The sequence below is a fragment of the Burkholderia sp. Ap-955 genome, assembly GCF_011753045.1.
Classification (GTDB): Bacteria; Pseudomonadota; Gammaproteobacteria; order Burkholderiales; family Burkholderiaceae; genus Burkholderia; species Burkholderia lata_D.
Genome location: NZ_VWWH01000082.1, coordinates 1 through 24,312 on the forward strand (window position 1 = coordinate 1; position 24,312 = coordinate 24,312).

Below are 24,312 nucleotides of genomic sequence, written 5' to 3' on the forward strand. Positions count from 1 at the left end.
CGGCCAGCAGTTCGACGAGCCCGCCGACCGGCCAGCCGCCGCCCGGCAGCTCGGCCGACAGCGGCGCGAAGCCGGTCTCGATCGTGCGCGGACCGCCGCGCGCGAGCTGCGAGCCGCGCCACAGCGATGGATGAAGGGATTCGGGAGAAATGGAGGATGCGAGCATGATGCCACCCACAACTGTATGGATATACAGTATATGGCAATGCGCTCGCGTCGCACAGCACCGGTGCAAAACCGGTTTTCGTCAGAAGAAAAGCGACGGGAAAGCCCGCGCGGCCGTCATGTTACGCCGCGCCGGAGCGGGCGTGGCCGGATCGTGTCGCACGAACGCGCGCGACCGCCATCCGGCCCGAATCGCCCGGCCGGGCCCGCACGCCAACCCGCGAAACCCCGCGGGCAAACCGGCACGATGCGGCACCCCGCACCGCACCGGCCCGCCTGCCGCCCGTCAGCCGAGCAGCAACGCGTCGTCGTCGAGCTGCTCGTGACGCACCTTCTCGAACATCTGCAGCAGGTCCGGCACGTCGAGCCCCTTGCGCGCGTCGCCCGACACGTCGAGCACGACCTGCCCCTGGTGCAGCATCACCGTGCGGTCGCCGTAGTCGAGCGCCTGCCGCATGCTGTGCGTGACCATCATCGTCGTCAGCTTGCTCTCGGCGACGATGCGCGCGGTCAGCTCCAGCACGAACGCGGCCGTCTTCGGGTCGAGCGCGGCCGTGTGCTCGTCGAGCAGCAGGATCCGCGACGGCCGCAGCGACGCCATCAACAGGCTCACCGCCTGCCGCTGGCCGCCCGACAGCAGCCCGATCCGGTCGGTCAGCCGGTTCTCGAGGCCGAGGTTCAGGAGCCGCAGCTTGTCGCGGAACAGCTCGCGCGACGGCCGGTCGAGCGCGGCCCGGAAGCCGCGCCGCGCACCGCGCGCCATCGCGAGCGCCATGTTCTCCTCGATCGTCAGCGCCTCGCAGGTGCCGGCCATCGGATCCTGGAACACGCGCGCGACGAGGTGCGCGCGATCCCACGCGGCCTTGCGCGTGACGTCCGTGCCGTCGATCGAGATGCGTCCCGCATCGACGGCCTGGTCGCCGCTGACCGCATTGAGGAAGGTCGACTTGCCGGCGCCGTTCGAGCCGATCACCGCGACGAACTGGCCGTCGGGAATCTCGAGCGACAGCCCGCGCAGCGCGCGCGTCTCGATCGGCGTGCCGGGATTGAACGTGAGTTTCAGGTCTTGTGCGGACAGCATGTCAGGCGCCTCCGTTCTTGCGCGCGAACAGCTTCTTGCGCGTCGCCGGCAGCACCAGCGCGATCGTGACGAGCGCGGCCGTCACGAGGTTCAGATCCTGCGCCTTCAGCCCGATGAATTCGCTGTTGAGCGCGAGTGCGATGAAGAAGCGGTAGACGATCGCGCCGAGCACGACGGCGAGCGTCGTCAGCACGAGCCGGCGCGCCGGCAGCAGCGTCTCGCCGATGATCACGGCGGCCAGCCCGATCACGATCGTGCCGATCCCCATCGAGATATCCGCGCCGCCCTGCGTCTGCGCGAACAGGGCGCCCGCGAGCGCGACGAGCGCGTTCGACAGCGCCATCCCGGCGAGCGTCGCACGGCCGGTCGCGATGCCTTGCGCGCGCGCCATCCGCGGGTTCGCGCCGGTCGCGCGCATCGCGAGGCCGAGCTGCGACGAGAAGAACCAGTCGAGGCCGAGCTTCGCGACCACGACGACGATCGCGAGCAGTGCCGGGCGCAGCACGTAGTCGGGCATCCAGTCGGGCTGCAGCACGGTGAAAATGGTCGGCTCGGTGATGAGCGGCACGTTCGGCCGGCCCATGATCCGCAGGTTCACCGAATAGAGCGCGATCATCATCAGGATACTGGCGAGCAGGTCCATGATCTTCAGGCGCACGTTGAGCCAGCCGGTGATGAAGCCGGCCACCGCGCCCGCGACGATCGCGATGCAGGTCGAGCTGAACGGGTCGTAGCCGGCCGAGATCAGCGTCGCGGCGACGGCGCCGCCGAGCGGAAAACTGCCGTCGACGGTGAGGTCGGGGAAGTTGAGGATGCGAAACGAGATCAGCACCCCGAGGGCGACGAGGCTGAAGATCAGGCCGATCTCCAGGGCGCCCAGAAACGAGAACAGAGACATGATGGGGAAATCCTGTTGCTTCCCGGCCGGACGTGTGCGGCCGGGCGAAGCGAACGGGCGGCCCCGGGTGGGAGCCGCCCGTCCGGCGGGGTCGTTCAGGCCCGGATCGGGCCCGCAAGCGCGGCGGTCGGGCCGAGGCTTACTTGATGACCGTCTTCGCGTCCTTGAGCAGATCCGGCGACAGCGTCACGCCCTGCTTCGCGGCCGCGCCCGTGTTCGCGAACAACTCGAGGTTGCTGCTCGTTTCCGACGCGATCACGCCCGGCTTCTCGCCCTTCAGGATGCGCGCGACGACCTTGCCCGTCTGGCGGCCGAGGTCGCCATAGTTGATGCCGAGCGCCGCGATGCCGCCGCGCTTCACGCTGTCGGTGTCGCCGGCGACGAGCGGAATCTTCGCTTCGTTCGCGACCTTCACGAGCGCTTCGTACGCGGACACGACGTTGTTGTCGGTGTTCGTGTAGATCACGTCGACCTTGCCGATCAGGCTCTTCGCGGCCGGGCCGATGTCGACGGTACGCGGCGCGGCCGCTTCCTTCAGCGTCATCCCCTGCTTCGCGAGGATCTCCTTGAGTTCCTTCACGACGACGACCGAGTTCGCCTCGCCCGGGTTGTAGACCATGCCGACCGTCTTCGCATTCGGCACGACGCGCTTGATCAGCGCGACCTGGCGATCGAGCGGCAGCTTGTCGGATACGCCCGTCACGTTGGTACCCGACGGGCCCCAGCCCTTCACGAGCTGCGCGGCGACCGGATCGGTCACGCCCGAATAGACGACCGGCACGCTCTTCGTCGAGGCCACCACCGCCTGCGCGGCCGGCGTCGCGATCGCGACGATCACGTCGGGCTGGTCGCCGACGAACTTGCGCGCGATCTGTGCGGCCGTGCCCGTGTTGCCCTGCGCGCTCTGGTATTCCCACTTGAGCTTGTCGTCGCCGTAGCCTTCCGCCTTCAGTTCGGCGCGCACGCCGTCGCGGATCGCATCGAGCGCCGGGTGATCGACGATCGACAGCACCTTGACGGTCTGGGCGTGCGCGGCACCGGCCAGCGCGAGTGCGGCGACGCCGGCCGTGATCGAACGGATCGCGAAAGTCTTGAAACGCTTCATGGGTGTGTCTCCCCCGTATTGTGTCGGTTCTGGATGATGGATTCCCGCCGCCGTCAGGCGGGCGCCGCCAAGCGTACGACGCGCTGGCGAACGGCCCGCGCACGCTCCGGGAAAGCGTGCAGCGGCGAACGCACGAGGATACCATTTCCGCAGACCACCGCCTGACTCCGCGCTTTCGCGGCATGCCCCGGATCGCCGCGCCCGTCGAAGCCCGCGAACGCGCGCGAAGCCCGGCCGGCGGCGGTTCCGGCCGGCCTCGGCGCAACGCGTCAGCCGCGCTCGCGGCTTTACGTTATGCTGTCGGCCGACCCAGTCCACGCCATCGGAGGGCACATGAAACGGGGGATCCGAGTCATCGCATTCGCGGCCGTCGCGCTGGCGCTGCCGGGTGTGGCATTCGCACTGACCGACGGCAGTGCGCAATACGACGACTGCATGCTCAATGCGCTGCGCGAAAGCCGCAACGGCGCGGCGGCGCAACTGATCCAGCGCTCGTGCGACGCGCTGTATCGCAACAACGCGATGCTGCTGCCGCGCGAGCGGCGTTTTCACGAGTGCGTCGTGCAGTCGCTGCCGGGCGTGCGCGACAACTATGCGATCCAGCAGATCATGTCGATCTGCTCGCGGCGCGGCGAGATGTGAGCCGGCGTTGAACGCGCCACACCGTGCGGCCGTCGTCGATCAGCCGCGCCAATGAAAAAGGGCCTGCGCGATGCAGGCCCTTTTCGTTCAGCGGTCAGGCGGGTGGGCGGCGTTCAGAACGACGCGACCATCGAGCCCTTGAACTGCTTCTTGATGAATTCCCGCACTTCCGGCGACTGGTATGCCTTGACCAGCTTCTTCACCCACGGCTGGTCCTTGTCCTTCGCGCGCACGGCGATCAGGTTCGCATACGGGCTCGTCAGCGATTCGAGCGCGATCGCGTCCTTGGTCGGCTGCAGGTTCGCGGCGAGCGCGTAGTTCGTGTTGACCACGGCTGCGTCGACGTCCGACAGCACGCGCGGCAGTTGCGCGGCGTCGAGTTCGGAGATCTTCAGCTTCTTCGGGTTGTCGGCGATGTCGAGCACCGTCGCGTTGTTGCCGCCCGTGCCGGCGCCCGCCTTCAGCTTGATCAGGCCTTGCGTCTGCAGCAGCAGCAGCGCGCGGTTCTCGTTCGACGGATCGTTCGGCACCGCGACCTTCGCGCCTTGCGGCAGGTCCTTCAGCGCCTTGAACTTCTTCGAGTACACGCCCATCGGCGAGATGTAGGTCAGGCCCGCGCTGACCAGCTTGTAGCCGCGCTGCTTCACCTGGCTGTCGAGGTAGGGCTGGTGCTGGAAGCTGTTCGCGTCGAGGTCGCCCGAGTCGAGCGCCGCGTTCGGCTGCACGTAGTCGTTGAACTCGATGACCTTCACGTTCAGGCCTTCCTTCTCCTTCGCGACCTTCTGCACGAGCTGCCACACTTCCGAATCCGGGCCGGCGACCGTGCCGACCTTGATCACCTTGTCTTCGGCGTGCGCGCCTGCCGACAGCGTCAGTGCTGCACCGGTGGCCAGCACGGAAAATACCTTCAGGAGACTGCGGCGCTTCATCTGTTTCTCGCTTTCTTGCTTACTGGATGACTGAAAAATGGGGCGCGATACGGGTATGCCCCGACTCGCAGGAAGGGGCAAATGGTGTCACAGGATCGGCGGGAAGTGAAATACATCCCGCTCATATGGGTATGCACCGCAGCGGTGCTGGCGGGGGTAGCGCGACTCGGCCGTTAGTTGCGTTCATGCGAGTCGCGCGTCAGCCGACGTGCGTCACGCCACCGCTGCCCGATCGGCCGCCTTCGTCTCGAATACCGGCTCCCCCACCTGCCCGCCGACCCTGAACGCGCCGACCGCATCGCGCAGCCGCGCGGCCTGTTCCTGCAGCGACGCGGCCGCCGCGGCGGCCTCCTCGACGAGCGCCGCGTTCTGCTGCGTCACCTGGTCCATCTGCGTGACCGCGCGCCCGACCTGCGTGATGCCGCTCGCCTGCTCCTCGGATGCCGCCGCGATCTCGCCCATGATGTCGGTCACGCGTGCGACGGCCTGCAGGATCTCGCCCATCGTCGTGCCGGCCTGGCCGACCAGCGTCGACCCATTGCGTACGCGCTCGACCGAGTCGACGATCAGCTCGCGGATCTCCTTCGACGCCGTCGCGCTGCGCTGCGCGAGCGAACGCACTTCGCCCGCGACCACCGCGAAGCCGCGGCCCTGCTCGCCGGCACGCGCGGCTTCGACCGCCGCGTTCAGCGCGAGGATGTTGGTCTGGAATGCGATGCCCTCGATCACGCCGATGATGTCGGCGATCTTGCGCGAGCTGTCGTCGATCTCGCCCATCGTGCCGATCACGCGGTTCACGACGTCGCTCCCGGTGCGCGCGATCTCCGATGCGCTGTTCGCGAGCCCGCTCGCCTGCCGCGCGTTGTCGGCGTTCTGCTTCACGGTCGCGGTCAGCTGCTCCATGCTCGCGGCAGTTTCTTCCAGCGATGCGGCCTGCTCCTCGGTGCGCTGCGACAGGTCGTCGTTGCCCGCCGAGATCTGGCGGCTCGCCGACGCGATCGATCCGGCCGACTGGCGAATCCCGCCGATCGTCGCCTGCAGCCGTGCCTGCATGTCGTGCATCGCGGCCATCATGCTCGTGCGGTCGCCCGCCCGCACGGGCACCGGCTGCGTCAGATCGCCCTGCGCGATGCGCGTCGCGAGCGCGGCCGCTTCGTCAGGCTCGCCGCCGAGGCTGCTGCGCACGTTGCGGATGATCACCAGCATCGCCACGCTGATCACAAAGCCGATCACGAACACGACCGCGAGGTGGCCGAGCAGCGTCCGGTAGTAGAGGGTGTCGATGTCCTTCAGGAAGACACCGCTCGAGATGTTCCAGTCCCACGGCGTGAAGCGCGTGACGTAGCTGATCTTCGGCACGGCGGTCTCGCTGTGCGGCAGGCGCCCGCGATACTCGGCGAAGCCGCTGCCGGTTTCCTTCGCGGCGTTCAGGATCGTGACGAACAGCGGCTTGCCGTCCGGATCGAGATAGTCGCCGACCTGCGTGCCGACCAGCTTCGGCAGCGTCGGATGCATCAGCACGACCGGCTTCGAATCCATCACGAACACGTAGCCCGAATCGCCGTAGCGCATCGCGGCCAGGCTCGCGAGTGCGTCGCGCTTCGCGTCGGCCTCGGGCAGCGTGCCGCTCTGCGCGAGTGCGTGATACGCCTTCACGATGCCGGCCGCCGAATCGACGAGATTCGCGATGCCTGCCTTGCGTTCGGCGAGCATCGTCGCGCGCGTCTCGTATGCGCTCCATGCGCCGACGCCCAGGAGACCGATCCATACCAGCGCAAGCGCGAGCCACAGCTTGCGGTTCAAACTCATTCTGCTCATCTGCGTGCCTCTGTCGATGTCGATGCGCACGCTGCGCGCGAACGGCCTGCCGCGCGCAAACGCTTGCCCATTCATTTACGGCACCGAGGCTTACAACTTGAATACGGCCGGCGCCGCGAACCCGCGATCGACATGCCGCCCGCGCACCGCGACCGCCGGCGCGACAGTCCGCATCCGCTGTGCTAAAAAGACCGGCTAGCCGGCACACGAAGAGCCGGCGCCATTCCGAGGGCCACCCATGTACGTCATCGACATCCACTACACCGCATCGCTCGAGCACATCGACGACGCGCTCGAACGCCATCGCGCATTCCTGCAGCCGCAGTTCGACAAGGGCATCTTCATCGCAGCGGGGCCGAAGGTGCCGCGCGAAGGCGGCGTGATCCTCGCGGCCCGCATCGATCGCGACGAGCTGGACGCGATCCTGAAGACCGATCCGTTCGTCATCGAGGGACTCGCCACGTATCGCGTGACGGAATTCCGGATCACGCGTGCCGCATCCGGCTTCAACGTGCCCGCGCTGCCGTAACGCGACATCCGCGCGACATCCGCGCGACATCCACGCGATACGCGCGCAGGCCGCTACGCCGCCCGGCGGGCGGCGCATGCAAACAACGAAGAGAGAGGGAAAACGTGACGGCGCGAGGCGGCCGTCACGTGATCGCCGGGCCGGGGCGCCCGGCGGCTACCGGTCAGTCGACCAGCAGCTTCAGGTCGTGGACCCACGGGCCGGGGCCCTGGCCGTCGCGCACGAACAGGCGCAGCTTGCCGTCGCGGTCGAACACGTAGCTCGCGGCCGTGTGATCCATCGTGTAGCTGCCGGGCGTCTTGCCGGGCACCTTCGCGTAGTACACGCGGAAATCCTTCGTGACCTTCTTCAGCGCCGCTTCGTCGGCCGGCCGCAGGCCGATGAACGACGGATCGAACGCAGGCACGTACTGGCCGAGCAGCGCCGGCGTGTCACGCTCCGGGTCGACGGTGACGAACAGCACCTGCACGCGCTTCGCGGCATCGGGCCCGAGCTGCTTCAGCGCTTCGGACAGCTCGGCCATCGTCGTCGGGCACACGTCCGGGCAGTGCGTATAGCCGAAGAACATCACGACCGCACGGCCCTTGAAGTCGGCGAGCGTGCGCACCTTGCCGGCCGTATCGGGCAGCGAGAAGTCGCTGCCGAACTGCGTGTTGCCGGTGATGTCGAGATTCTGGAATTTCGGCGCGTTGTCGCATCCGGCGAGCAGCAGCGCTGCCGTGAATGCGCATGCGAGCATCCAGCCTTGGCGCGCGCGGCGCCCGAAACGTGATGGGAGCATTGCGTTCAAACCGTGCGGTTACACGCCGAGCAGCGGGCGTGCATAGTGATCGACGAGCAGCGCGGCGAACAGCAGCGACAGGTAGACGATCGAGTAGCGGAAGGCCTTGCGGGCGAGTTCGTCCGAGTAGTCGCGATGAATCTTCCACGCATACGCGAGGAACACCGCGCCGAGCAGCACCGCGCTCGTCAGGTAGACGGCTCCGCTCATCCCGGAGATGAACGGCATCAGCGTGACCGCGAACAGGATCACCGTGTACAGCAGGATGTGCAGCCGCGTGAATTTCTCGCCGTGCGTGACCGGCAGCATCGGCAGCCCCGCGTTCTCGTAATCCTTGCGGCGATACAGCGCGAGCACCCAGAAATGCGGCGGCGTCCACACGAAGATGATCAGCACGAGGATCCACGCATCGCCCGGCACCGCGCCGGTGACCGCGGCCCAGCCGAGCGCCGGCGGCATCGCGCCCGACGCGCCGCCGATCACGATGTTCTGCGGCGTCATCGGCTTGAGCAGCAGCGTGTAGATCACGGCGTAGCCGACGAACGTGGCGATCGTCAGCCACATCGTCAGCGGGTTCGTGAACGTATAGAGCGTCCATGCGCCGACGCTGCCGAGCACGGCCGAGAAGAGCAGGATCTGCGGGGTCGTGATCTCGCCGCGCGCGGACGGGCGCCACGCGGTGCGGCGCATCATCGCGTCGATCTTCTGTTCGACGAGGCAGTTGATCGCGAACGCGGCGCCGGCCAGCAGCCAGATGCCGACCGTACCGCCGATCAGCACATGCCACGGCACCATGCCCGGCGTCGCGAGGAACATGCCGATCACCGCGCAGAACACGGCGAGCTGCGTGACACGCGGCTTCGTCAGCGCCATGTATTGCGAAAACCGGCTACCGGGCGATTGGGAGAGGGTGCTTTGCATGGGGGCGGTCACGCCGGGGCGGCGTCGCGCACAGGCTGCGCGACACGGCCGGGGCGGCTTGAAAGGATGCGAAAGTTTAACATGACGACGAGCAGCAGCAGGATCGCGGCCCCGCCGTTGTGCGCGACGGCGACCGGCAGCGGCCACTGCAGCACGATGTTGGTCAGGCCCGTCACGAACTGCAGCAGGACGACCAGCAGCACGCCGTTCGCGGGCCGCCGCAGCGATTCGAAGCGGCGCATCTTCAGCGCGAACGCGACCAGGTACGCGACCACCACGAACGCGAACGTGCGGTGCGTCCAGTGGATCGCGACCAGCGCATCCTGCGTGATCGCCTCGCCGTCCTTCGTCATCCCGAGCGCGCGCCACAGGTGGAAGCCGTGCTGGAAGTCCATCGGCGGGATCCACTGGCCGTTGCAGGTCGGGAAGTCGGTGCACGCGAGCACCGCGTAGTTGGTGCTCACCCAGCCGCCAAGCGCGATCTGCACGACCAGCAGCACGAGCGCCGCGAGCGCGGCCGCGCGATAGCGGCCGGCTTCGGGGTCATGCGACGGCAGCGGCGTCTGCCGCGCCGCGAGCCAGCCGAGCGTGCCGAGCAGCGTGAGGCCGAGCAGCAGGTGGATCGTGACGATCACCGGCTGCAGCTTCATCGTGACCGTCCACGCGCCGAACGCGCCCTGCACGAGGATCAGCAGCAGCAGGCTCGTCGGCCACCACGGCGACACGTGCAGCGGGCGGCGGCGCAGCCGCGCGGACCATGCGATCACGACCTGCGCGATGATCAGCACGCCGATCGCCATCGCGAAATAGCGGTGGATCATCTCGATCCACGCCTTCGACATGCTGACGGGGCCCGTCGGCATCGCCTGGTGCGCGGCCGTGATCGCGGCGTGCGCGATGAACGGCGACGACGTGCCGTAGCAGCCGGGCCAGTCCGGGCAGCCGAGCCCCGAATCGGTCAGCCGCGTGAAGCCGCCGAACATCACCAGGTCGAGCGTCAGGAAGGTGGTGATCCACACCAGCTTGCGAAACTTGTTGTCGTCGGCCTTCACCCACACGTACGACAGCGGCAGCAGCGCGATGCAGAAGCCGATCAGGCCGAGTTGCAGTAGATACGCCATCGGTTCAATGCCTCTCGTCTTGCCTTAGCCGATGCTCGACCACTTCAGCAGCTTCGTCACGTCCGACTTGATCTTGCTGGGGTTCGGATCCTTCGGGAAGCGCATCATCAGGTTGCCGTTCGGGTCGACCATGTAGATGTGGTCGCTATCCTTCGTGCCCGCGTCGGCCGGCAGCCACGCGGCCACCGCGGCCGGGTCGGCGACGAGACGGCGCGTGTCCGGGTACGCATCCAGCACATTCTGCGGCGTCGCGCCCGCATCGCTGCGCAGCCACACCATCGTGAGCCGGTGCCGCTCGCCCGCCTGCGTGACGCGGATCTGGCGCATGAAATAGAGCTTCTTCGCGCAGGCCTCGTCGCACGCACTGCTGTCGGTCATCACGAACAGCCACACGCCGCGCAGCGACGACAGCGGCACGGTCTTGCCGGTTTCGTCGGTCACCTGCAGATCCGCGGGGATCGGACGCTGCGGCTCGATCAGCGTGCCGTAGTTGGTCGAGCCGCCCTTCGGCTTGATCACGTAATAGGTGAAGTACGACGCGATCATCGGTGCGGCGCACACGAGACCCAGCAGCACGAGCATCCAGCGGCCGCGCTTGCGGGCCGCCGGCGACATCGGCGCAGCGGCCGAACCCTGACGGGGAGATTGCATGGACAAATCAGACCTCTCGAAACGAACCCGCGGCGCCGGCGCCGCGTCCTGGCATGGCGCTCACGCGCCGGCCGACTTCTTCGCCGCACGCCGCGCGGCGTACAGGCCGAAGCCGAGCGCGGCCGCCGCCATCGCCCACCACTGAAACATGTAACCGTAATTGCGCTCGACGCCGGTCGTCGCCGCCGGCCAGTCGCGCACGAGCTTGTCGCCGTCGTCGCTCGTCTGCTGGATCACGAACGGCTGCAGCGGCAGCCCTGTTTCCTTCGCATACGCGGCGACGTCCAGGTTCTGCCGGATCTTCTGGTGCGCAGCCGACCCGCCTTCGCCGAGCTCGAATGCCCGCGACGCGTCGGCGCGCGCGATGCCCACGATCTCGACGTCGCCCGCGGGCGTCGCGAACGGCTCGATCGCCGTGCGATCGGCGATATTGCGCGGCAGCCAGCCGCGATTCACGAGCACGACGCCGCCGCCCGTGAGTTTAAACGGCATCACGACGTAAAAACCCGGCTGGTCGTTATACGGCCGATTGTCGAGGAACACGGCCTGCTCGGGCATGAAACGGCCTTTTGCCCGCACGCGATGAAACTCGATCGACGCGAGCGGGACCGGCTGCGCGCCGATATCGACGGGCACCGCCTGCTCGTAGCGCGCGATGCTCGCCTGCAGCGCTTCCTTCTGGTGCGCGCGGTCGCGCTGCCAGAAACCGAGACGGATCGTGACCGCGACGACGACGAGGATCAGCAGCGCGGGCAGCCAGCGTATCTTCATCATGCGGCCCGCCCGGCACCTGCTGACAAGCGAAGTGCGATAATTATCCTCTTCCTTTCGAATTGCCGTCGTCCGGTTCGTGTCATGCACATACTCGTTCCCATCGCCTTCGTCCTCATCATTGCCAGCATGGGCTCGGCGCTCTACTTCATGATGCACGACCGCGGCCACACGAAACGCATGGTCTGGTCGCTCGCCACCCGCGTCGGGCTGTCGGTGTCGCTGTTCCTGCTCATCCTGATCGCGAACTGGATGGGCTGGATCCATTCGACCGGCCTGCCGATCGGGCGTTGATCGAATTGCCGCCGCGGCCGCTGTGACATTTCGCCGCACAGCCGCGGCACCAAGCAAAAGCGCCGCCTGACTGAGTCGCGGCGGCGCCCGGGTGGTGAAGGCCGGCAGTCACGCTGCCCGGCCGACCCAATGAAAACGGCCCGCGCATTGCTGCGCGGGCCGTTGTTCCATTTACAGCCAGTAGACGACGACGTACAGGCCGAGCCAGACGACGTCGACGAAGTGCCAGTACCACGCGGCGCCTTCGAATGCGAAGTGGTGATCGGGCTTGAAGTGGCCGCGGATCATCCGCACCAGCACCACCGCCAGCATCGTGCCGCCGAGGAACACGTGGAAGCCGTGGAAGCCCGTCAGCAGGAAGAACGTCGAACCGTACACGCCCGAGTTCAGCGTCAGGTTCAGTTCGTTGTACGCGTGGTAGTACTCGAAGCCCTGCAGGAACAGGAAGCAGATACCGAGCGCGAGCGTCGCGGCCAGCCAGGCGATCGCCTTCTTGCGGTAGTCGTCACGCAGCGCGTGGTGCGAGATCGTCAGCGTCACGCCCGACGACAGCAGGAATGCGGTGTTCAGCGTCGGGATCGGCCACGGGCCCATCGTCTTGAAGTGACCGGCGAGCGCGGCGGGGCCTTCGTTCGGCCACACGGCGGAGAAGTCCGGCCAGATCAGCTTGTAGTCGAGGCTGCCGAGCTGGTGCAGCGCGATTTCACGTGCATAGAACAGCGCGCCGAAGAATGCGCCGAAGAACATGACTTCCGAGAAGATGAACCAGCTCATGCTCCAGCGGTACGACTTGTCGACGTTCTTGCCGTAATGACCGCCTTCCGATTCGGCGATCGCGTCACCGAACCAGTGATACAGCGTGAAGAGCAACCAAAGCAGGCCGAGCAGCGCCGTAAACGGCGCCCAGTCGTGACCGTTGATCCACAGCGCTGTCGATCCGAGCATGACCAGCAGGCCGATGGCCGCGCTGATCGGATGCTGCGACGGATGCGGCACGAAATAGTACGGGGTCTGGTTTTGACCGCTCATGCTTGATTCTCCACTTCAGTCCAATTTGTGTACCGGAAACCGCTCCGGCTTTATTTCTTGCGCGGCGTGACCACCACCGCTCCTTCCTGCACGCGGCGCCGTGGCGCCGCGCACTGCATTCTTATTTCGTGGCCGCGGGCTTCAGCCCACGACGGCACGCACGATCAGGATCAGCACGCCGATGAACACACCGGCCGCCAGCAACGCGACGATCAGCACGTGCAGCGGATTCAGCTGCGTCGCGTCGGCCTCCAGGTCGCGCCGCTTGCGCACCCCGAAGAACGACCACAGCACGGCTTTCAGCGCCTGGCCGAACGACCCGTCCCGCTTGCCCTCCGTCATCGCCCCGCCTCCGTCGTCATGCGTCCGGCTTCGCCGCGCCCTGCGCCGCGGTCTTGCCCGGCGCGGGCGCCGGCGTGGCCGGCGTATTCAGCTCGAAGAACGTGTACGACAGCGTGATCGTCTTCACGTCCTTCGGCAGTTTCGGATCGATCACGAACACCACCGGCATCTTGCGCGATTCGTTCGCGGCCAGCGTCTGCTGCGTAAAGCAAAAGCACTCGATCTTCTTGAAGAACTCCGTCGCCTGCTTCGGCGCGTAGCTCGGAATCGCCTGGGCAACGACCGGCCGGCCCTGCCCGTTCGTCACGTCGTACACGATCGTCGTCAGCTCGCCCGGATGCACGTCGAGGCTGTTGTGCTCCGGCTTGAAACCGAGCGGCCCGCGCGCATTCGCATCGAACTCGACCGACACCGTGCGGCTGGTATCGACCTGCGAGTTCTTCACCTCGCGCTCGCTGACATCGCGCTGCACCAGGTTGTTGATGCCGGTGATCTGGCAGATCGCCCGATACATCGGGATCAGCGCGAAGCCGAAACCGAACATCAGCCCGGCCACGACGAAGAGCTTCACCAGCATCGAACGATTGAACGCCCGATCGACGGCGCCCTCTTCCGGCTTCGACATACGACAACTTCCTCGCTACTGCGTCTGTTGCTGCATCAGTGAGTGGACAGCCACCACTGCTTGATCACGACACCCATAAAAAAGACGGCGGCGATGACGAGCAGGGTGAGGCCGAGCCGCTTGTTGCCCGCGCGGATCTGCTCGGGCGTTCGTCTTTGTTGTGGATTCCGGTTCATCTGCAACTTCGGTTCGACGCCCGCCGCGCCTGCCTGCGCGGCAGGCAGCGGCGGAACGCACTGTGAAACTTACTCGACGTGCGGCGGTTGCTCGAACGTGTGGAAGGGAGCCGGGCTCGGCACCGTCCACTCGAGGCCTTCCGCGCCATCCCACGGCTTGTCCGACGCCTTTTCCAGCTCGCCGCCGCCACGGTAGGCCGGCAGCGCGACCGCGAACAGGAAGTACACCTGCGCGAGGCCGAAGCCGAATGCGCCGATCGTCGCCACCTGGTTGAAGTCCGTGAACTGCGCCGGGTAGTCCGCGTAGCGACGCGGCATGCCTGCGAGACCGACGAAGTGCATCGGGAAGAACGTCAGGTTGAAGAAGATCATCGACGCCCAGAAGTGGATCTTGCCGCGCGTCTCGTTGTACATCCAGCCCGTCCACTTCGGCGCCCAGTAGTACCAGCCCGAGAACAGCGCGAACAATGAGCCGGCCACCAGCACGTAGTGGAAGTGCGCCACCACGAAGTAGGTCCCGTGATACTGGATGTCGAGCGGCGCCATCGCGAGCATCAGGCCCGTAAGACCACCGAACGTGAACACGAACAGGAAGCCGATCGCGAACAGCATCGGGGTTTCGAACGTCATCGAGCCGCGCCACATCGTCGCGAGCCAGTTGAACACCTTCACGCCCGTCGGCACCGCGATCAGCATCGTCGCGTACATGAAGAACAGCTGGCCGGTCACCGGCATGCCCGTTGCGAACATGTGGTGCGCCCAGACCATGAACGACAGGATCGCGATCGAAGCCGTCGCGTACACCATCGAGCTATAGCCGAACAGCGTCTTGCGTGCGAACGCCGGGATCACCTGCGACACGATCCCGAACGCCGGCAGAATCATGATGTACACCTCGGGGTGGCCGAAGAACCAGAAGATGTGTTGGTACATCACCGGGTCGCCGCCGCCTGCCGCGTTGAAGAACGACGTGCCGAAGTGGCGGTCGAACAGCACCATCGTGATCGCGCCTGCCAGAACCGGCATCACGGCGATCAGCAGGTACGCCGTGATCAGCCACGTCCAGGCGAACATCGGCATCTTCATCAGCGTCATGCCCGGTGCGCGCATGTTCAGGATCGTCACGACGATGTTGATCCCGCCCATGATCGACGATGCGCCCATGATGTGGACCGCGAAGATCGCGAAGTCCATGCCCGGGCCCATCTGCGTCGACAGCGGTGCGTAGAGCGTCCAGCCGGCGGCCGTCGCGCCACCCGGCGCGAAGAACGAACCGACCAGCAGCACGGCCGCGACCGGCAGCAGCCAGAAGCTGAAGTTGTTCATCCGCGCGAACGCCATGTCGGACGCGCCGATCTGCAGCGGAATCATCCAGTTCGCGAAGCCGACGAACGCCGGCATGATCGCGCCGAACACCATGATCAGGCCGTGCATCGTCGTGAGTTCGTTGAAGAACTCCGGACGCATGATCTGCAGGCCCGGTTCGAACAGCTCGGCCCGGATGGCGAGCGCCATCACGCCGCCCGACAGGAACATGATGAACGAGAACAACAGGTACAGCGTACCGATGTCCTTGTGGTTGGTGGCGAACAGCCAGCGCCGCCAGCCGTGCGGCATTTCGTGCGCGTGGTCGTCGTGCGCGTGGTCCGCGGCTACGTCGTGCCCGATGCTAGACATGAGAATCTCCTAATGCGAATACGTCGACTAACTCAGCGACACGTCAAGCCGCCGGGCCGATCTCGACACGCCGGGCTTCCTTCGCGTCAGCCCCGCCCGTGATCGTTTCCGGCTTTTTGAGAATAATGTGGTCTTCCGCCACGCCTGCTGCCTTCAGCGCGTCGCGCACGGCTTGTGCGCGATGCTTCGCCAGTTCGGCGTTCGCGTCGGCCGAGCCCGTCTTGTCGGTAAAGCCCGACAGCGCGAGCTTCGCGTCCGGATGTGCCTTCGCATAGTCGGCCGCGGCGGCGATCGCCGCCTTCGCGTCGGCCGGCAGCACGCTCTTGCCCGTCTCGAAGTAGATCGTCGACAGTGCCGCCGATGCCGATGCCGCTGCCGCCGGCTGCTCCGCGCCCGACGCAGCCTGCGCCGGTGCCGAAGCGGCTTCCGCCGGCGCCGCTGCCGCTGCGCCCGCCGCGTCTTCCGGCATCTTGCCGTTACGCGCGTCGGCCACTTGCTTCGGCTGCAGCAGGTCGTTCTTGTGGTTGCCCCACGAATTGCGTTCGTACGTGACGACCGAGGCGATGTCGAGATCCGACAGCGACGCCCACGACGGCATCGCGCCCTTGCCATGCAGCACGCGCTCGACGTGGCCGGCGATCGGGCCGTTCACGATCGGGCTGCCGTCCATGGCCGGGAAGGCGCCGAGGCCCTTGCCGCTCACCTGGTGGCAGGCCGCGCAGTTCGCCTTGTAGACTTCCTCGCCGTGCGCGACGAGTTCAGCCATCGTGTAGACCTTGTTCGGATCGACTGCGGCGCTGGCCAGCTTGGCCTTCTGCGCGGTGACCCACTTCGCGTAGTCGTCATCCGACAGGACAACGACCACGACCGGCATGTACGCGTGCTCCTTGCCGCACAGCTCGGTACAGAAACCGCGGAACGTACCGACCTTGTCGGCCTTGAACCACGTGTCGCGCACGAAGCCGGGGATCGCATCCTGCTTCACGCCGAACGCGGGCACGTACCACGAGTGGACGACGTCGTTCGCGGTCGTGATGATGCGGATCTTCTTGTTGACCGGCACGACGAGCGGGTTGTCGACTTCCTGCAGATAGGTGTCGGTGATCGGCTTCTTGCCCATCACTTCGTCACGCGGGGTGCTGAGCGTCGACAGGAAGCCGATGCCCTCGCCCGGGCCCTTCACGTAGTCGTAGCCCCACTTCCACTGGTAGCCGGTGACCTTGATCGTGAGATCGGCGTTCGTCGTGTCCTTCATCGCGACGACGGCCTTCGTCGCCGGCAGCGCCATCAGCACGACGATGACGAACGGCACGATCGTCCAGATGATCTCGACGGTCGTGCTTTCATGGAAATTGGCGGCCTTGTGGCCCTTGGATTTGCGGTGCGCGAAGATCGAATAGAACATCACGCCGAACACGCCGACGAAGATCACCGTACACAGGATGAGCATCATCGTGTGGAGATCGTAGAGCTCCTCGGCGATCTTCGTGACAGGCGGCTGAAAGTTGATCTCGTTGACACGGGGGCCGCCCGGGCTATCACCGACCGCCAGGGCGGCACCGGCAAAGAGCAATCCGCTGCATGCCAGCACGCCCGCGAGGGCTCGCTTGATTGTTTTCATAGCATCCTTACCCAAAATTTCCATTCAAACCCTCCCCCGTCGCAAGCTACCGGCCCTATCCGCCGGTGCCCGCGCCTCGTCAGCCGCAGCGCCTGAGCGACGCGCGCAGTTCGTCGGCGAACTGCGCCCGCTTGTACTGCGCGAGATGCTGCCCGACTACGACGGTCTGCCCGCGCGATACCAGCCGAATCGGATCGCGTGGCGTCGCACCCGGCTCGACCCGCACCCAGCGCGGGTTGAATTCGATCTGCGTGAGCCGCTCCGCATCCATCCGCTCGATCACGAGCCGGTGCGGATACAGCCTGATGCGCTCGTAATCGACCGCATGGCGAGCATAGATCGCAAATGCGACACCCACAGCCAGCAATTCGATTCCGGTGAAGGGCATGACGAGCCAAGCCCCCCGCCACATCAGCAATGTCGCGATCACCAGCGAGAAGCTCGCGAGCGACGCATAAAACAGCACGAACTGGCGCGGCGACGCCGAACAGTTGCGTTTCATGAGCCAGTCCTCGAGGACCGGCTCGCCGTTCGTCGTCTCCGCCAAAACCCTCGCTGCTTCCATCGCCGCCTCACGCGAATGGCATGCGATGCATGCCTGCATCGGACTCGTCGCCCCGTATTGCGGGGACCCCGGGACGACAAGCTGACGCATTATAGGCGGGTTCAATGGCATCCACAAGCAAGCGACTATCGGCCCGCGAGCCAAGCGCGACAAGCTTTCCGGCCATTTCAGGCGCCATTTCGACCCCGCTTTGCGCCGCTAATTTCAGACATAACAAAACCCCTCTTTACCGCTTTACCGATTCTTCGGACGCCCCTTTCCGATGTCCTCGATGCGCACGATCCCGTGCCCTTCGGCGGTCGTGCGCGGCACGGCCTTCCAGGCATGGCCGTAGATCACTTCGAACGTCAGCGGAATCGTGCCGTCCGCGCGCCGGCGGGCCTCGAGCGCGTCGCCGAGCGCCGCGCGAAAGCGCCGCGTCGCGCGTTGCGGCGCCTCGCGGTCGAACGGATAGGCGCCCCAGCGGCGCACGTCGGCCAGCAGGGAGTCGGGGGATTTGTAGGTGACGGTCAGCACTTCCTGATCCATCACGGGAATCTCGAAGCCGCTCTCGACGAGCATGTCGCCGAGGTCGTGCATGTCGACGAAATCGATCACGCGCGCGGCGGGCGGCGCCATGCCGAGCGCCGCTTCGGCGTCCGCACAGGCCGCGCGCAGTTCGCGCAGGGTATCAGGGCCGAGCGTGCTGAACATCAGCAGCCCGTTCACGCGCAGCACGCGCTGCCATTCGGGCAGCACCGCGTCCGGGCGCGAATGCCAGTGGAGGGCGAGATTCGACCAGATCAGGTCGAACGCGCCGCCGGGGAACGGCAGCGCGGCGAAATCGGCCTGCGCGACGCGCGGGCCGCGCGGGCCCAATGCGCGGCCGAGCGAGGCCGGCAGCCAGCGGCGCCAGCTCGTCTGCTCGACTTCGCGCTGCCCTGCTCGCGCGAGCATCGCGCCGGACAGGTCGACGCCGAATACCGGCGCCTCCGGAAAGCGCGCGCGCAGCGCCGGCAGGTCGTCGCCGGGGCCGCAGCCCGCGTCCAGCACGGCCGTGGGGCTCACCTTGATGTATTCGAGGCGCTCGTTCATGCGCTGCGCGATCTCGCGCGGCAGGAACGCGACCGCATCGAACGTGGCGGCACGGCGGTCGAAGATCCGCCGCAAGCGCCTTGCGTCATTGGCCGGACGGCCGGTTGAAGTCGAAGCTGGGGACATGTCGGGCACACTGGCGAAGAGCCCGAAGTATACTCGCTCGCCTCGCGGGCTTCATTGAGGCGGGGTGTCAGGAGTGTTGCGATGATCCGCAGTTCCGCCCCGCGCACGATGCGCGTCGCTTTGTCGCAGGTTCGCGCGCTGGCAGCGCGCGTCGCCGCGGTCGCGCTGCCGAATCGCTGCGCACTGTGCGGCAATATGTCACACGCCGTGATTTGCGGTGCTTGCGACGCCGCGTACTGGAATGAAGCGCGGCTGCGCTGCGACGTCTGCGCGCTGCCGCTGGGCATCGGGCCATCGCGTTCGCCCCCGCTGCGCGGCACTCGCGCCGGCGCCGGCCGCGCGGCCGCATACCGGTGCGACGCGTGCCGCGCGGCGCCGCCGCCATTCGATGCGACGCTCGCGCTGGCGGATTACCGCGCGCCGCTCGACGGGCTCGCGCGCGGCCTGAAGTTTCACCGGCAACTCGCGCTCGGCACCGAATTCGCGGTGCGGCTCGCCCGGTTGATCGACGATACACCCGGCGCCGGCGACTTCGACCTGATGGCGCCCGTGCCGCTGTCGCACCGGCGGCTCGTCGCGCGCGGCTACAACCAGGCGTGGGCCATCGCACGCCCGCTTGCGCGGCGGCTCGGCGTGCGTGCGGATGCAGCGCTGCTCGCACGGGTCGCCGATACCGCGCCGCAGTCGCGGCTCGACCGGCACGCACGGCGCGACAACATGATGGCGGCATTCGCGGTGGCGGGTGGCGTCGCCGGCCATCACGTCGCGCTCGTCGACGACGTGATGACGTCCGGCGCGACGCTCGCGGCCGCCGCGCACGCGCTGAAGGCGGCGGGCGCCGCGCGCGTGACGAATCTGGTTGCGCTGCGCACCGCCAGGGATTAATTAGATAGAGAGGCCAGCCGCCCGAACACGGCGGCGGCCGCCACGAACCGGCCGGCCGGGAACGCGCACATGGCGCCGCCCCGGCCGGCCCAGCCAGACCGAAACATGTTCAACGTCGTCCTCGTCGCCCCCGAAATTCCGCCGAACACCGGCAACGTGATCCGCCTGTGCGCCAACACGGGCGCGCGCCTGCACCTGATCGAGCCGCTCGGCTTCCCGCTCGACGACGCGCGGATGCGTCGCGCGGGCCTCGACTATCACGAGTATGCGCAGATGCGCGTGCACCGCGACTGGGATGCGTTCGTCGCGGCGGAAACGCCCGATCCCGCGCGGATGTTCGCGTTCACGACGCGCGGCTCGGGCCGCTTCCACGATCATGCGTTCCTGCCCGGCGACTGGTTCGTGTTCGGCTCGGAAACGCGCGGCCTGCCCGCCGAGTTGCTCGAACGCTTCCCGAACGAACAGCGCGTGCGCCTGCCGATGCGGCCGGACAACCGCAGCCTGAACCTGTCGAACACGGTCGCGGTGGTCGTGTTCGAGGCGTGGCGCCAGGCCGGTTTCGAAGGCGGCGCATGACGCCTGCGCGGTGCATCCCGCACCGCGGGACGCGTCACGTCCGTGCGAGCCGAGCGCGATACAGGTCGTAGATGTCGGGAGAAAAGCACGCGAACACCACACGTGCGAGGTTCGGCGCCTGCGGCAGCATTTCGGCAACGGTGCCGACCGCGATCTCGACGGCTTCCTCAGCCGGATAGCGATAGATGCCGCAACTGATCGCCGGGAACGCGATCGACGTCGCCGCGACCTCCTCGGCCAGCTCGATCGCACGCCGGTAGCACGACGCGAGCAGGTCGGCCTCGCCGCGCCCGCCGCCGTGCCACACGGGCCCGACCGCATGGATCACGTAGCGCGCCGGCAGCCCGTGGCCGCGCGTGAGCTTGGCGTCGCCTGTTTCGCAGCCGCCGAGCGTGCGGCATTCGGCAAGCAGGCCGGGGCCGGCCGCGCGGTGGATCGCGCCGTCGACGCCGCCCCCGCCGAGCAGCGAGCCGTTCGCGGCGTTGACGATCACGTCGACATCGAGCGTCGTGATGTCGACGACCTGCGCATCGAGCGTGGTGGAATGGATCTGCAGCATGACAACCTCCCGGAACGCCGGAGACTGTTCAAGCGTAGCGCGCTTTGACACCGCGCGCCCGAAACGAACACGGCGCCGGGCGGTGCCGGGCCGCGTTACTCGGCGCGCGCGTCGCGCCGCAGCAGGCCGCTGACGGCGTCGCGCGGCGCGATGCCGTCGAACAGCACGCCGCACACGGCTTCGGTGATCGGCATTTCGATCGACTGCGCGCGCGCGATGGCCAGCACGGCCTGCGCGCAGCGCACGCCTTCGGCCACGTGACCGAGCGCGCCGAGGATATCGCTCAGCGTGCGGCCGGCCGCCAGCTGCAGGCCGACCGTGCGGTTGCGCGACAGGTCGCCCGTGGCGGTGAGGATCAGGTCGCCGAGGCCCGTGAGGCCCGTGAAGGTTTCCGCCCGGCCGCCGAGCGCGACGCCGAGCCGCGACATTTCGGCGAGGCCACGCGTAATCAGCGCGGCGCGCGCGTTCAGCCCGAGGCCGAGGCCGTCGGCGATGCCGGTCGCGATCGCGAGCACGTTTTTCACCGCGCCGCCGACCTCGACGCCGACCACATCGTCGCCCGTGTAGATCCGCATCGCGCCGTGATGGAACGCGGCGAGCGTACGCTCGCGGCATTCGGCGGACGTGCTCGCCACCGTCAGCGCGACGGGCAGCGACTGCCCCACCTCGCGGGCGAAGCTCGGCCCCGACAGCACGCCGTTGCTGCGCTGTTCGGGCAGCTCGGCCGCGATCACCTGATGCGGCAGCAGATGCGTGTCGGCCTCGAAGCCCTTGCAGACCCAGACGACATGCGCGGGCACGCAGCCTGCGTCGCGCATCGCGTGACACAGCGTGCGCAGCCCGGCCACCGGCGCGGCGATCACGCACAGCGCGTCGTCCGCGGCGCCATGCGCGAGCGCGGCGCCGAGATCGGCGTCGTAGCGCAACGCGTCAGGCAGCGCGATGCCGTCCAGATAGCGGGAATTTTCGTGCCGGGCCTGCAGCCCGGCGATGAGCGCGGCATCGCGCGCCCACAGAAGCGTATCGTGCCGCGCGGCCAGATGGCCCGCGAGCGCGGTGCCCCAGGCACCGGCGCCGAGAACGGCTACTTTCATACCCAGCACCGGTCCTCCGAGTGAAACGTCAGTTCAGCGTCGTGCCGTTCGGTGCGCCTGCTGCGGCACCGGCCTGCTGCTGAAGCTGCGCGAGGCGTTGTTCGTACAGCGCCTGGAAGTTGATTTCCGCCAGGTGGATCGGCGGGAAGCCCGCACGCGTGATCGCGTCGGCGATGTTCGAACGCAGGTACGGGAACAGGATCGTCGGGCAGGCGATGCCGACGAGCGGGTCGAGCTGTTCGTCCGGAATGTTGCGGATGTCGAAAATGCCGGCCTGCTTCGCTTCGATCAGGAACGCGACCTTGTCCTTCACCTTCGCGGTGACGGTGCCCGACACGACGACTTCGAACACGCTTTCCGCGAGGCGGTCGGCCTTGACGTCGACTTCGACTTCAACCGACGGCATGTCCTGCTCGAGGAAGATCGCCGGCGAATTCGGCTGCTCGAGCGACATATCCTTCAGGTAGACGCGCTGGATGTTGAAGAACGGTTGGTTTTCGACGTCGGACATGGTGTTTCCCTAAAAGTGGTGACGGGGCGGCCCGGCTTCTCGCCGGCCGCCACGGATGAATCCTGCGCGCCCAAGCCGCGGCGCGGCCGGCGGCCATTCTGCCCTAATCAGGCCGCTTGCAGAAGCGGAACGAGCCCGCCTTCGCGGTCGAGCTTCGACAGATCGTCGTAACCGCCGACGTGCGTGTCGCCGATATAGATCTGCGGCACCGTGCGGCGCCCCGTGCGCGTCATCATTTCGTCGCGGCGGGCCGGATCGCGGTCGATCAGCACCTTCTCGATCTGTTCGACACCGCGCAGCTTCAGCAGGCGCTCCGCCTGGACGCAATACGGACACACCTGCGTGCTGTACATCAAAACCTTGTTCACTTCGCCACTCCTTGTTTGACGACCGGCATCCCGGCCTGCTGCCAGGCGGCCACGCCGCCCTCGAGCACGTGCACCTCGGCGTAACCCGCCGCCTCGACCTCGCGCGCCGCCTTCTGCGACTGCTGGCCGTTCTGGCAGACGAGCAGCACCGGCGTGCTCTTGTTCTTCGCGACCTGCGCAATTTTCGCGCCGATCTCGCCCGCCGCGACCTGACGTGCCGACGGCAGGTGGCCGGCGGCGAAGTCGGACGCGGCGCGCAGGTCGATCACGACCGCGTTGCGGCGATTGATGAGCTGCGTCGCCTCCGCAGCCGACAGGCCGCCGCGGCCGCGGCGCAGCGCGGGCCAGGCCAGCAGGCCGCCGGATACCACCAGGATCGCGATAAGGGCCAGGTTGGTGTAATTGGTAAAGAACGTCACGGAATTCCGCCGGAAAAAGAGAAATCGGATGAGGACAATCCCGCCATTATAAAATAACCGTCTTGCGCGATGGCGGGCCCGGGTCGGGTCCTGCGCGACGCGCCACAGCTTCCTTCACTACCGACCGCAAGATCCATGTACAAACTCGTTCTCATCCGCCACGGCGAATCGACGTGGAACAAGGAAAACCGCTTCACCGGCTGGGTCGACGTCGACCTGACCGAACAGGGTCGCAACGAGGCCTACCAGGCCGGCGAATTGCTCAAGGAGGCCGGCTACACGTTCGACATCGCGTACACGTCGGTGCTCAAGCGCGCGATCCGCACGCTGTGGCACGTGCAGGACAAGATGGACCTCATGTACCTGCCGGTCGTCCACTCGTGGCGCCTGAACGAGCGCCACTACGGCGCGCTGTCGGGCCTGAACAAGGCGGAAACGGCCGCGAAGTTCGGCGACGACCAGGTGCTCGTGTGGCGCCGCAGCTACGACACGCCGCCGCCCGCGCTCGAGCCGACCGACGAACGCGCGCCGTTCAACGACCCGCGCTACGCGAAGGTGCCGCGCGAGCAGCTGCCGCTCACCGAGTGCCTGAAGGACACGGTCGCGCGGGTGCTGCCGCTGTGGAACGAGTCGATCGCCCCGGCGGTGCGCGCCGGCAAGCAGGTGCTGATCGCCGCGCACGGCAACTCGCTGCGCGCGCTGATCAAGTACCTCGACGGCATCTCGGACAGCGACATCGTCGGCCTGAACATCCCGAACGGCGTGCCGCTCGTGTATGAACTCGACGAGAACCTGAAGCCGATCAAGCACTATTACCTCGGCGACCAGGACGCGATCGCGCAGGCGCAGGCCGCCGTCGCGAAGCAGGGCAAGGCGGGCTGACGCCCGTCGGCCGGGTGAGCCGGACGGGCCGCGCGTCCGGTGCGGCCCGCCCGGCCCCGCCCCTTGCCCTGCGCACC

30 protein-coding genes and 1 pseudogene are annotated in these 24,312 nt (G+C 67.2%); 7 read left to right on the top strand and 24 right to left on the bottom strand.

Features of this window, described 5'->3' with window-relative positions:
• The 4 genes and pseudogenes from F3J15_RS29595 to F3J15_RS29610 all read right to left on the bottom strand — a co-directional run.
• Nucleotides 1-166: pseudogene (locus F3J15_RS29595) on the bottom strand (recombinase RecA); the annotation flags it as partial.
• 285 nt (nucleotides 167-451) lie between these two features.
• A complete protein-coding gene (locus tag F3J15_RS29600) occupies nucleotides 452-1,246 on the bottom strand; it encodes an ABC transporter ATP-binding protein (protein ID WP_011353261.1) in 795 nt (264 codons plus the stop codon).
• Between the two features lies 1 nt (nucleotide 1,247).
• On the bottom strand, nucleotides 1,248-2,144 hold the full coding sequence (locus tag F3J15_RS29605) for an ABC transporter permease (RefSeq protein ID WP_039346181.1): 897 nt from the start codon (nucleotides 2,142-2,144) through the stop codon (nucleotides 1,248-1,250).
• Nucleotides 2,145-2,283: 139 nt separating this feature from the next.
• Complete coding sequence (locus tag F3J15_RS29610) at nucleotides 2,284-3,249, bottom strand: ABC transporter substrate-binding protein (RefSeq protein WP_166895689.1); 966 nt, start codon at nucleotides 3,247-3,249, stop codon at nucleotides 2,284-2,286.
• Nucleotides 3,250-3,582: 333 nt separating this feature from the next.
• On the opposite strand from F3J15_RS29610, the gene F3J15_RS29615 reads away from it, so the two are divergent.
• Nucleotides 3,583-3,891 carry a VF_A0006 family four-cysteine protein gene (locus F3J15_RS29615; RefSeq protein WP_089446473.1) on the top strand — a complete coding sequence of 103 codons (309 nt, stop codon included), beginning with the start codon at nucleotides 3,583-3,585 and terminating at the stop codon, nucleotides 3,889-3,891.
• Between the two features lie 113 nt (nucleotides 3,892-4,004).
• Here F3J15_RS29615 and F3J15_RS29620 read toward each other — a convergent pair whose 3' ends face one another.
• Both F3J15_RS29620 and F3J15_RS29625 read right to left on the bottom strand, forming a co-directional pair.
• On the bottom strand, nucleotides 4,005-4,820 hold the full coding sequence (locus F3J15_RS29620; protein WP_069248920.1) for a MetQ/NlpA family ABC transporter substrate-binding protein: 816 nt from the start codon (nucleotides 4,818-4,820) through the stop codon (nucleotides 4,005-4,007).
• 213 nt (nucleotides 4,821-5,033) lie between these two features.
• Nucleotides 5,034-6,638, bottom strand: coding sequence for a methyl-accepting chemotaxis protein (locus F3J15_RS29625; RefSeq protein WP_089446705.1), 1,605 nt, complete (start codon nucleotides 6,636-6,638; stop codon nucleotides 5,034-5,036).
• Between F3J15_RS29625 and F3J15_RS29630 the strand changes: the two genes are divergently transcribed.
• Together F3J15_RS29630 and F3J15_RS29635 are read left to right on the top strand one after the other, a co-directional pair.
• Nucleotides 6,613-6,837 carry a hypothetical protein gene (locus F3J15_RS29630; RefSeq protein WP_166895687.1) on the top strand — a complete coding sequence of 75 codons (225 nt, stop codon included), beginning with the start codon at nucleotides 6,613-6,615 and terminating at the stop codon, nucleotides 6,835-6,837. The two genes, F3J15_RS29625 and F3J15_RS29630, sit on opposite strands and share 26 nt — an antisense overlap.
• A 39-nt stretch (nucleotides 6,838-6,876) precedes the next feature.
• Nucleotides 6,877-7,167 carry a YciI family protein gene (locus F3J15_RS29635; protein ID WP_059498613.1) on the top strand — a complete coding sequence of 97 codons (291 nt, stop codon included), beginning with the start codon at nucleotides 6,877-6,879 and terminating at the stop codon, nucleotides 7,165-7,167.
• Nucleotides 7,168-7,330: 163 nt separating this feature from the next.
• Here the strand turns inward: F3J15_RS29635 and F3J15_RS29640 are convergent, their stop codons facing one another.
• Genes F3J15_RS29640 through F3J15_RS29660 form a run of 5 tightly spaced genes read right to left on the bottom strand, consistent with a single transcriptional unit; the run spans nucleotide 7,331 to nucleotide 11,412 of the window.
• Nucleotides 7,331-7,948: an SCO family protein gene (locus tag F3J15_RS29640; RefSeq protein ID WP_069248922.1), complete on the bottom strand. Its 618-nt coding sequence runs from the start codon at nucleotides 7,946-7,948 to the stop codon at nucleotides 7,331-7,333.
• Nucleotides 7,949-7,966: 18 nt separating this feature from the next.
• Nucleotides 7,967-8,869, bottom strand: coding sequence for a heme o synthase (gene cyoE / locus F3J15_RS29645; RefSeq protein ID WP_006477738.1), 903 nt, complete (start codon nucleotides 8,867-8,869; stop codon nucleotides 7,967-7,969).
• 8 nt (nucleotides 8,870-8,877) lie between these two features.
• On the bottom strand, nucleotides 8,878-9,990 hold the full coding sequence (locus tag F3J15_RS29650; protein ID WP_069248923.1) for a COX15/CtaA family protein: 1,113 nt from the start codon (nucleotides 9,988-9,990) through the stop codon (nucleotides 8,878-8,880).
• A 24-nt stretch (nucleotides 9,991-10,014) separates the two neighbouring features.
• Nucleotides 10,015-10,641, bottom strand: a complete 627-nt coding sequence (locus tag F3J15_RS29655) for a cytochrome C oxidase subunit I (RefSeq protein ID WP_089446476.1) — start codon at nucleotides 10,639-10,641, stop codon at nucleotides 10,015-10,017.
• A 60-nt stretch (nucleotides 10,642-10,701) separates the two neighbouring features.
• Nucleotides 10,702-11,412, bottom strand: coding sequence for an SURF1 family protein (locus F3J15_RS29660; RefSeq protein ID WP_069249372.1), 711 nt, complete (start codon nucleotides 11,410-11,412; stop codon nucleotides 10,702-10,704).
• Nucleotides 11,413-11,496: 84 nt separating this feature from the next.
• Here F3J15_RS29660 and F3J15_RS29665 point away from each other — a divergent pair, with 84 nt between their 5' ends.
• A complete protein-coding gene (locus F3J15_RS29665; RefSeq protein ID WP_011353273.1) occupies nucleotides 11,497-11,706 on the top strand; it encodes a twin transmembrane helix small protein in 210 nt (69 codons plus the stop codon).
• A 171-nt stretch (nucleotides 11,707-11,877) separates the two neighbouring features.
• Here F3J15_RS29665 and F3J15_RS29670 read toward each other — a convergent pair whose 3' ends face one another.
• The 8 genes from F3J15_RS29670 to F3J15_RS29705 form a co-directional block, all read right to left on the bottom strand.
• Complete coding sequence (locus F3J15_RS29670) at nucleotides 11,878-12,735, bottom strand: cytochrome c oxidase subunit 3 (protein WP_069248926.1); 858 nt, start codon at nucleotides 12,733-12,735, stop codon at nucleotides 11,878-11,880.
• A 141-nt stretch (nucleotides 12,736-12,876) separates the two neighbouring features.
• Entirely contained in the window at nucleotides 12,877-13,077 is a 201-nt protein-coding gene (locus tag F3J15_RS29675; RefSeq protein WP_069248927.1) for a DUF2970 domain-containing protein, read from the bottom strand.
• 16 nt (nucleotides 13,078-13,093) lie between these two features.
• Nucleotides 13,094-13,702, bottom strand: coding sequence for a cytochrome c oxidase assembly protein (locus tag F3J15_RS29680; protein WP_011353276.1), 609 nt, complete (start codon nucleotides 13,700-13,702; stop codon nucleotides 13,094-13,096).
• A gap of 35 nt (nucleotides 13,703-13,737) precedes the next feature.
• Nucleotides 13,738-13,878, bottom strand: coding sequence for a cytochrome oxidase small assembly protein (locus F3J15_RS29685; protein WP_089446478.1), 141 nt, complete (start codon nucleotides 13,876-13,878; stop codon nucleotides 13,738-13,740).
• A gap of 69 nt (nucleotides 13,879-13,947) precedes the next feature.
• Nucleotides 13,948-15,555 carry a cytochrome c oxidase subunit I gene (ctaD, locus tag F3J15_RS29690; RefSeq protein WP_069248929.1) on the bottom strand — a complete coding sequence of 536 codons (1,608 nt, stop codon included), beginning with the start codon at nucleotides 15,553-15,555 and terminating at the stop codon, nucleotides 13,948-13,950.
• A 43-nt stretch (nucleotides 15,556-15,598) separates the two neighbouring features.
• On the bottom strand, nucleotides 15,599-17,200 hold the full coding sequence (gene coxB / locus F3J15_RS29695) for a cytochrome c oxidase subunit II (RefSeq protein ID WP_166895692.1): 1,602 nt from the start codon (nucleotides 17,198-17,200) through the stop codon (nucleotides 15,599-15,601).
• Between the two features lie 55 nt (nucleotides 17,201-17,255).
• Complete coding sequence (locus tag F3J15_RS29700; protein ID WP_166895694.1) at nucleotides 17,256-17,780, bottom strand: DUF2244 domain-containing protein; 525 nt, start codon at nucleotides 17,778-17,780, stop codon at nucleotides 17,256-17,258.
• Between the two features lie 195 nt (nucleotides 17,781-17,975).
• Nucleotides 17,976-18,941, bottom strand: coding sequence for a methyltransferase domain-containing protein (locus F3J15_RS29705; RefSeq protein ID WP_069248932.1), 966 nt, complete (start codon nucleotides 18,939-18,941; stop codon nucleotides 17,976-17,978).
• Between the two features lie 81 nt (nucleotides 18,942-19,022).
• Between F3J15_RS29705 and F3J15_RS29710 the strand changes: the two genes are divergently transcribed.
• Together F3J15_RS29710 and trmL are read left to right on the top strand one after the other, a co-directional pair.
• Nucleotides 19,023-19,826 carry a phosphoribosyltransferase family protein gene (locus F3J15_RS29710; RefSeq protein ID WP_166895696.1) on the top strand — a complete coding sequence of 268 codons (804 nt, stop codon included), beginning with the start codon at nucleotides 19,023-19,025 and terminating at the stop codon, nucleotides 19,824-19,826.
• Nucleotides 19,827-19,931: 105 nt separating this feature from the next.
• Nucleotides 19,932-20,402, top strand: a complete 471-nt coding sequence (trmL, locus tag F3J15_RS29715) for a tRNA (uridine(34)/cytosine(34)/5-carboxymethylaminomethyluridine(34)-2'-O)-methyltransferase TrmL (RefSeq protein WP_011353282.1) — start codon at nucleotides 19,932-19,934, stop codon at nucleotides 20,400-20,402.
• A gap of 34 nt (nucleotides 20,403-20,436) precedes the next feature.
• Here the strand turns inward: trmL and F3J15_RS29720 are convergent, their stop codons facing one another.
• From F3J15_RS29720 to F3J15_RS29740, 5 genes are all read right to left on the bottom strand, one after another.
• A complete protein-coding gene (locus F3J15_RS29720) occupies nucleotides 20,437-20,961 on the bottom strand; it encodes an O-acetyl-ADP-ribose deacetylase (RefSeq protein WP_166895698.1) in 525 nt (174 codons plus the stop codon).
• Nucleotides 20,962-21,056: 95 nt separating this feature from the next.
• A complete protein-coding gene (locus F3J15_RS29725; protein ID WP_089484624.1) occupies nucleotides 21,057-22,055 on the bottom strand; it encodes an NAD(P)H-dependent glycerol-3-phosphate dehydrogenase in 999 nt (332 codons plus the stop codon).
• 28 nt (nucleotides 22,056-22,083) lie between these two features.
• Entirely contained in the window at nucleotides 22,084-22,566 is a 483-nt protein-coding gene (gene secB, locus F3J15_RS29730; protein ID WP_011353285.1) for a protein-export chaperone SecB, read from the bottom strand.
• 107 nt (nucleotides 22,567-22,673) lie between these two features.
• Nucleotides 22,674-22,934 (bottom strand): glutaredoxin 3, encoded by a 261-nt coding sequence (gene grxC, locus F3J15_RS29735; RefSeq protein WP_089446484.1) that lies wholly within the window; start codon nucleotides 22,932-22,934, stop codon nucleotides 22,674-22,676.
• Nucleotides 22,931-23,353 carry a rhodanese-like domain-containing protein gene (locus F3J15_RS29740; RefSeq protein ID WP_059506565.1) on the bottom strand — a complete coding sequence of 141 codons (423 nt, stop codon included), beginning with the start codon at nucleotides 23,351-23,353 and terminating at the stop codon, nucleotides 22,931-22,933. Before F3J15_RS29740 ends, grxC begins: the two co-directional genes overlap by 4 nt.
• Before the next feature lie 135 nt (nucleotides 23,354-23,488).
• On the opposite strand from F3J15_RS29740, the gene gpmA reads away from it, so the two are divergent.
• Nucleotides 23,489-24,235, top strand: a complete 747-nt coding sequence (gene gpmA / locus F3J15_RS29745; RefSeq protein ID WP_027789056.1) for a 2,3-diphosphoglycerate-dependent phosphoglycerate mutase — start codon at nucleotides 23,489-23,491, stop codon at nucleotides 24,233-24,235.
• The last annotated feature ends 77 nt before the right edge of the window (nucleotides 24,236-24,312 follow it).

What these genes read in the sequence shown, in the direction of transcription:
- F3J15_RS29600 (WP_011353261.1), bottom strand. Translation starts at nt 1,246, where the DNA reads ATGCTGTCCGCACAAGACCTGAAACTCACGTTCAATCCCGGCACGCCG.
- F3J15_RS29605 (WP_039346181.1), bottom strand. Translation starts at nt 2,144, where the DNA reads ATGTCTCTGTTCTCGTTTCTGGGCGCCCTGGAGATCGGCCTGATCTTC.
- F3J15_RS29610 (WP_166895689.1), bottom strand. Translation starts at nt 3,249, where the DNA reads ATGAAGCGTTTCAAGACTTTCGCGATCCGTTCGATCACGGCCGGCGTC.
- F3J15_RS29615 (WP_089446473.1), top strand. Translation starts at nt 3,583, where the DNA reads ATGAAACGGGGGATCCGAGTCATCGCATTCGCGGCCGTCGCGCTGGCG.
- F3J15_RS29620 (WP_069248920.1), bottom strand. Translation starts at nt 4,820, where the DNA reads ATGAAGCGCCGCAGTCTCCTGAAGGTATTTTCCGTGCTGGCCACCGGT.
- F3J15_RS29625 (WP_089446705.1), bottom strand. Translation starts at nt 6,638, where the DNA reads ATGAGCAGAATGAGTTTGAACCGCAAGCTGTGGCTCGCGCTTGCGCTG.
- F3J15_RS29635 (WP_059498613.1), top strand. Translation starts at nt 6,877, where the DNA reads ATGTACGTCATCGACATCCACTACACCGCATCGCTCGAGCACATCGAC.
- F3J15_RS29640 (WP_069248922.1), bottom strand. Translation starts at nt 7,948, where the DNA reads ATGCTCCCATCACGTTTCGGGCGCCGCGCGCGCCAAGGCTGGATGCTC.
- cyoE (WP_006477738.1), bottom strand. Translation starts at nt 8,869, where the DNA reads ATGCAAAGCACCCTCTCCCAATCGCCCGGTAGCCGGTTTTCGCAATAC.
- F3J15_RS29650 (WP_069248923.1), bottom strand. Translation starts at nt 9,990, where the DNA reads ATGGCGTATCTACTGCAACTCGGCCTGATCGGCTTCTGCATCGCGCTG.
- F3J15_RS29655 (WP_089446476.1), bottom strand. Translation starts at nt 10,641, where the DNA reads ATGCAATCTCCCCGTCAGGGTTCGGCCGCTGCGCCGATGTCGCCGGCG.
- F3J15_RS29660 (WP_069249372.1), bottom strand. Translation starts at nt 11,412, where the DNA reads ATGAAGATACGCTGGCTGCCCGCGCTGCTGATCCTCGTCGTCGTCGCG.
- F3J15_RS29665 (WP_011353273.1), top strand. Translation starts at nt 11,497, where the DNA reads ATGCACATACTCGTTCCCATCGCCTTCGTCCTCATCATTGCCAGCATG.
- F3J15_RS29670 (WP_069248926.1), bottom strand. Translation starts at nt 12,735, where the DNA reads ATGAGCGGTCAAAACCAGACCCCGTACTATTTCGTGCCGCATCCGTCG.
- F3J15_RS29675 (WP_069248927.1), bottom strand. Translation starts at nt 13,077, where the DNA reads ATGACGGAGGGCAAGCGGGACGGGTCGTTCGGCCAGGCGCTGAAAGCC.
- F3J15_RS29680 (WP_011353276.1), bottom strand. Translation starts at nt 13,702, where the DNA reads ATGTCGAAGCCGGAAGAGGGCGCCGTCGATCGGGCGTTCAATCGTTCG.
- F3J15_RS29685 (WP_089446478.1), bottom strand. Translation starts at nt 13,878, where the DNA reads ATGAACCGGAATCCACAACAAAGACGAACGCCCGAGCAGATCCGCGCG.
- ctaD (WP_069248929.1), bottom strand. Translation starts at nt 15,555, where the DNA reads ATGTCTAGCATCGGGCACGACGTAGCCGCGGACCACGCGCACGACGAC.
- coxB (WP_166895692.1), bottom strand. Translation starts at nt 17,200, where the DNA reads ATGGAAATTTTGGGTAAGGATGCTATGAAAACAATCAAGCGAGCCCTC.
- F3J15_RS29700 (WP_166895694.1), bottom strand. Translation starts at nt 17,780, where the DNA reads ATGCAGGCATGCATCGCATGCCATTCGCGTGAGGCGGCGATGGAAGCA.
- F3J15_RS29705 (WP_069248932.1), bottom strand. Translation starts at nt 18,941, where the DNA reads ATGTCCCCAGCTTCGACTTCAACCGGCCGTCCGGCCAATGACGCAAGG.
- F3J15_RS29710 (WP_166895696.1), top strand. Translation starts at nt 19,023, where the DNA reads ATGATCCGCAGTTCCGCCCCGCGCACGATGCGCGTCGCTTTGTCGCAG.
- trmL (WP_011353282.1), top strand. Translation starts at nt 19,932, where the DNA reads ATGTTCAACGTCGTCCTCGTCGCCCCCGAAATTCCGCCGAACACCGGC.
- F3J15_RS29720 (WP_166895698.1), bottom strand. Translation starts at nt 20,961, where the DNA reads ATGCTGCAGATCCATTCCACCACGCTCGATGCGCAGGTCGTCGACATC.
- F3J15_RS29725 (WP_089484624.1), bottom strand. Translation starts at nt 22,055, where the DNA reads ATGAAAGTAGCCGTTCTCGGCGCCGGTGCCTGGGGCACCGCGCTCGCG.
- secB (WP_011353285.1), bottom strand. Translation starts at nt 22,566, where the DNA reads ATGTCCGACGTCGAAAACCAACCGTTCTTCAACATCCAGCGCGTCTAC.
- gpmA (WP_027789056.1), top strand. Translation starts at nt 23,489, where the DNA reads ATGTACAAACTCGTTCTCATCCGCCACGGCGAATCGACGTGGAACAAG.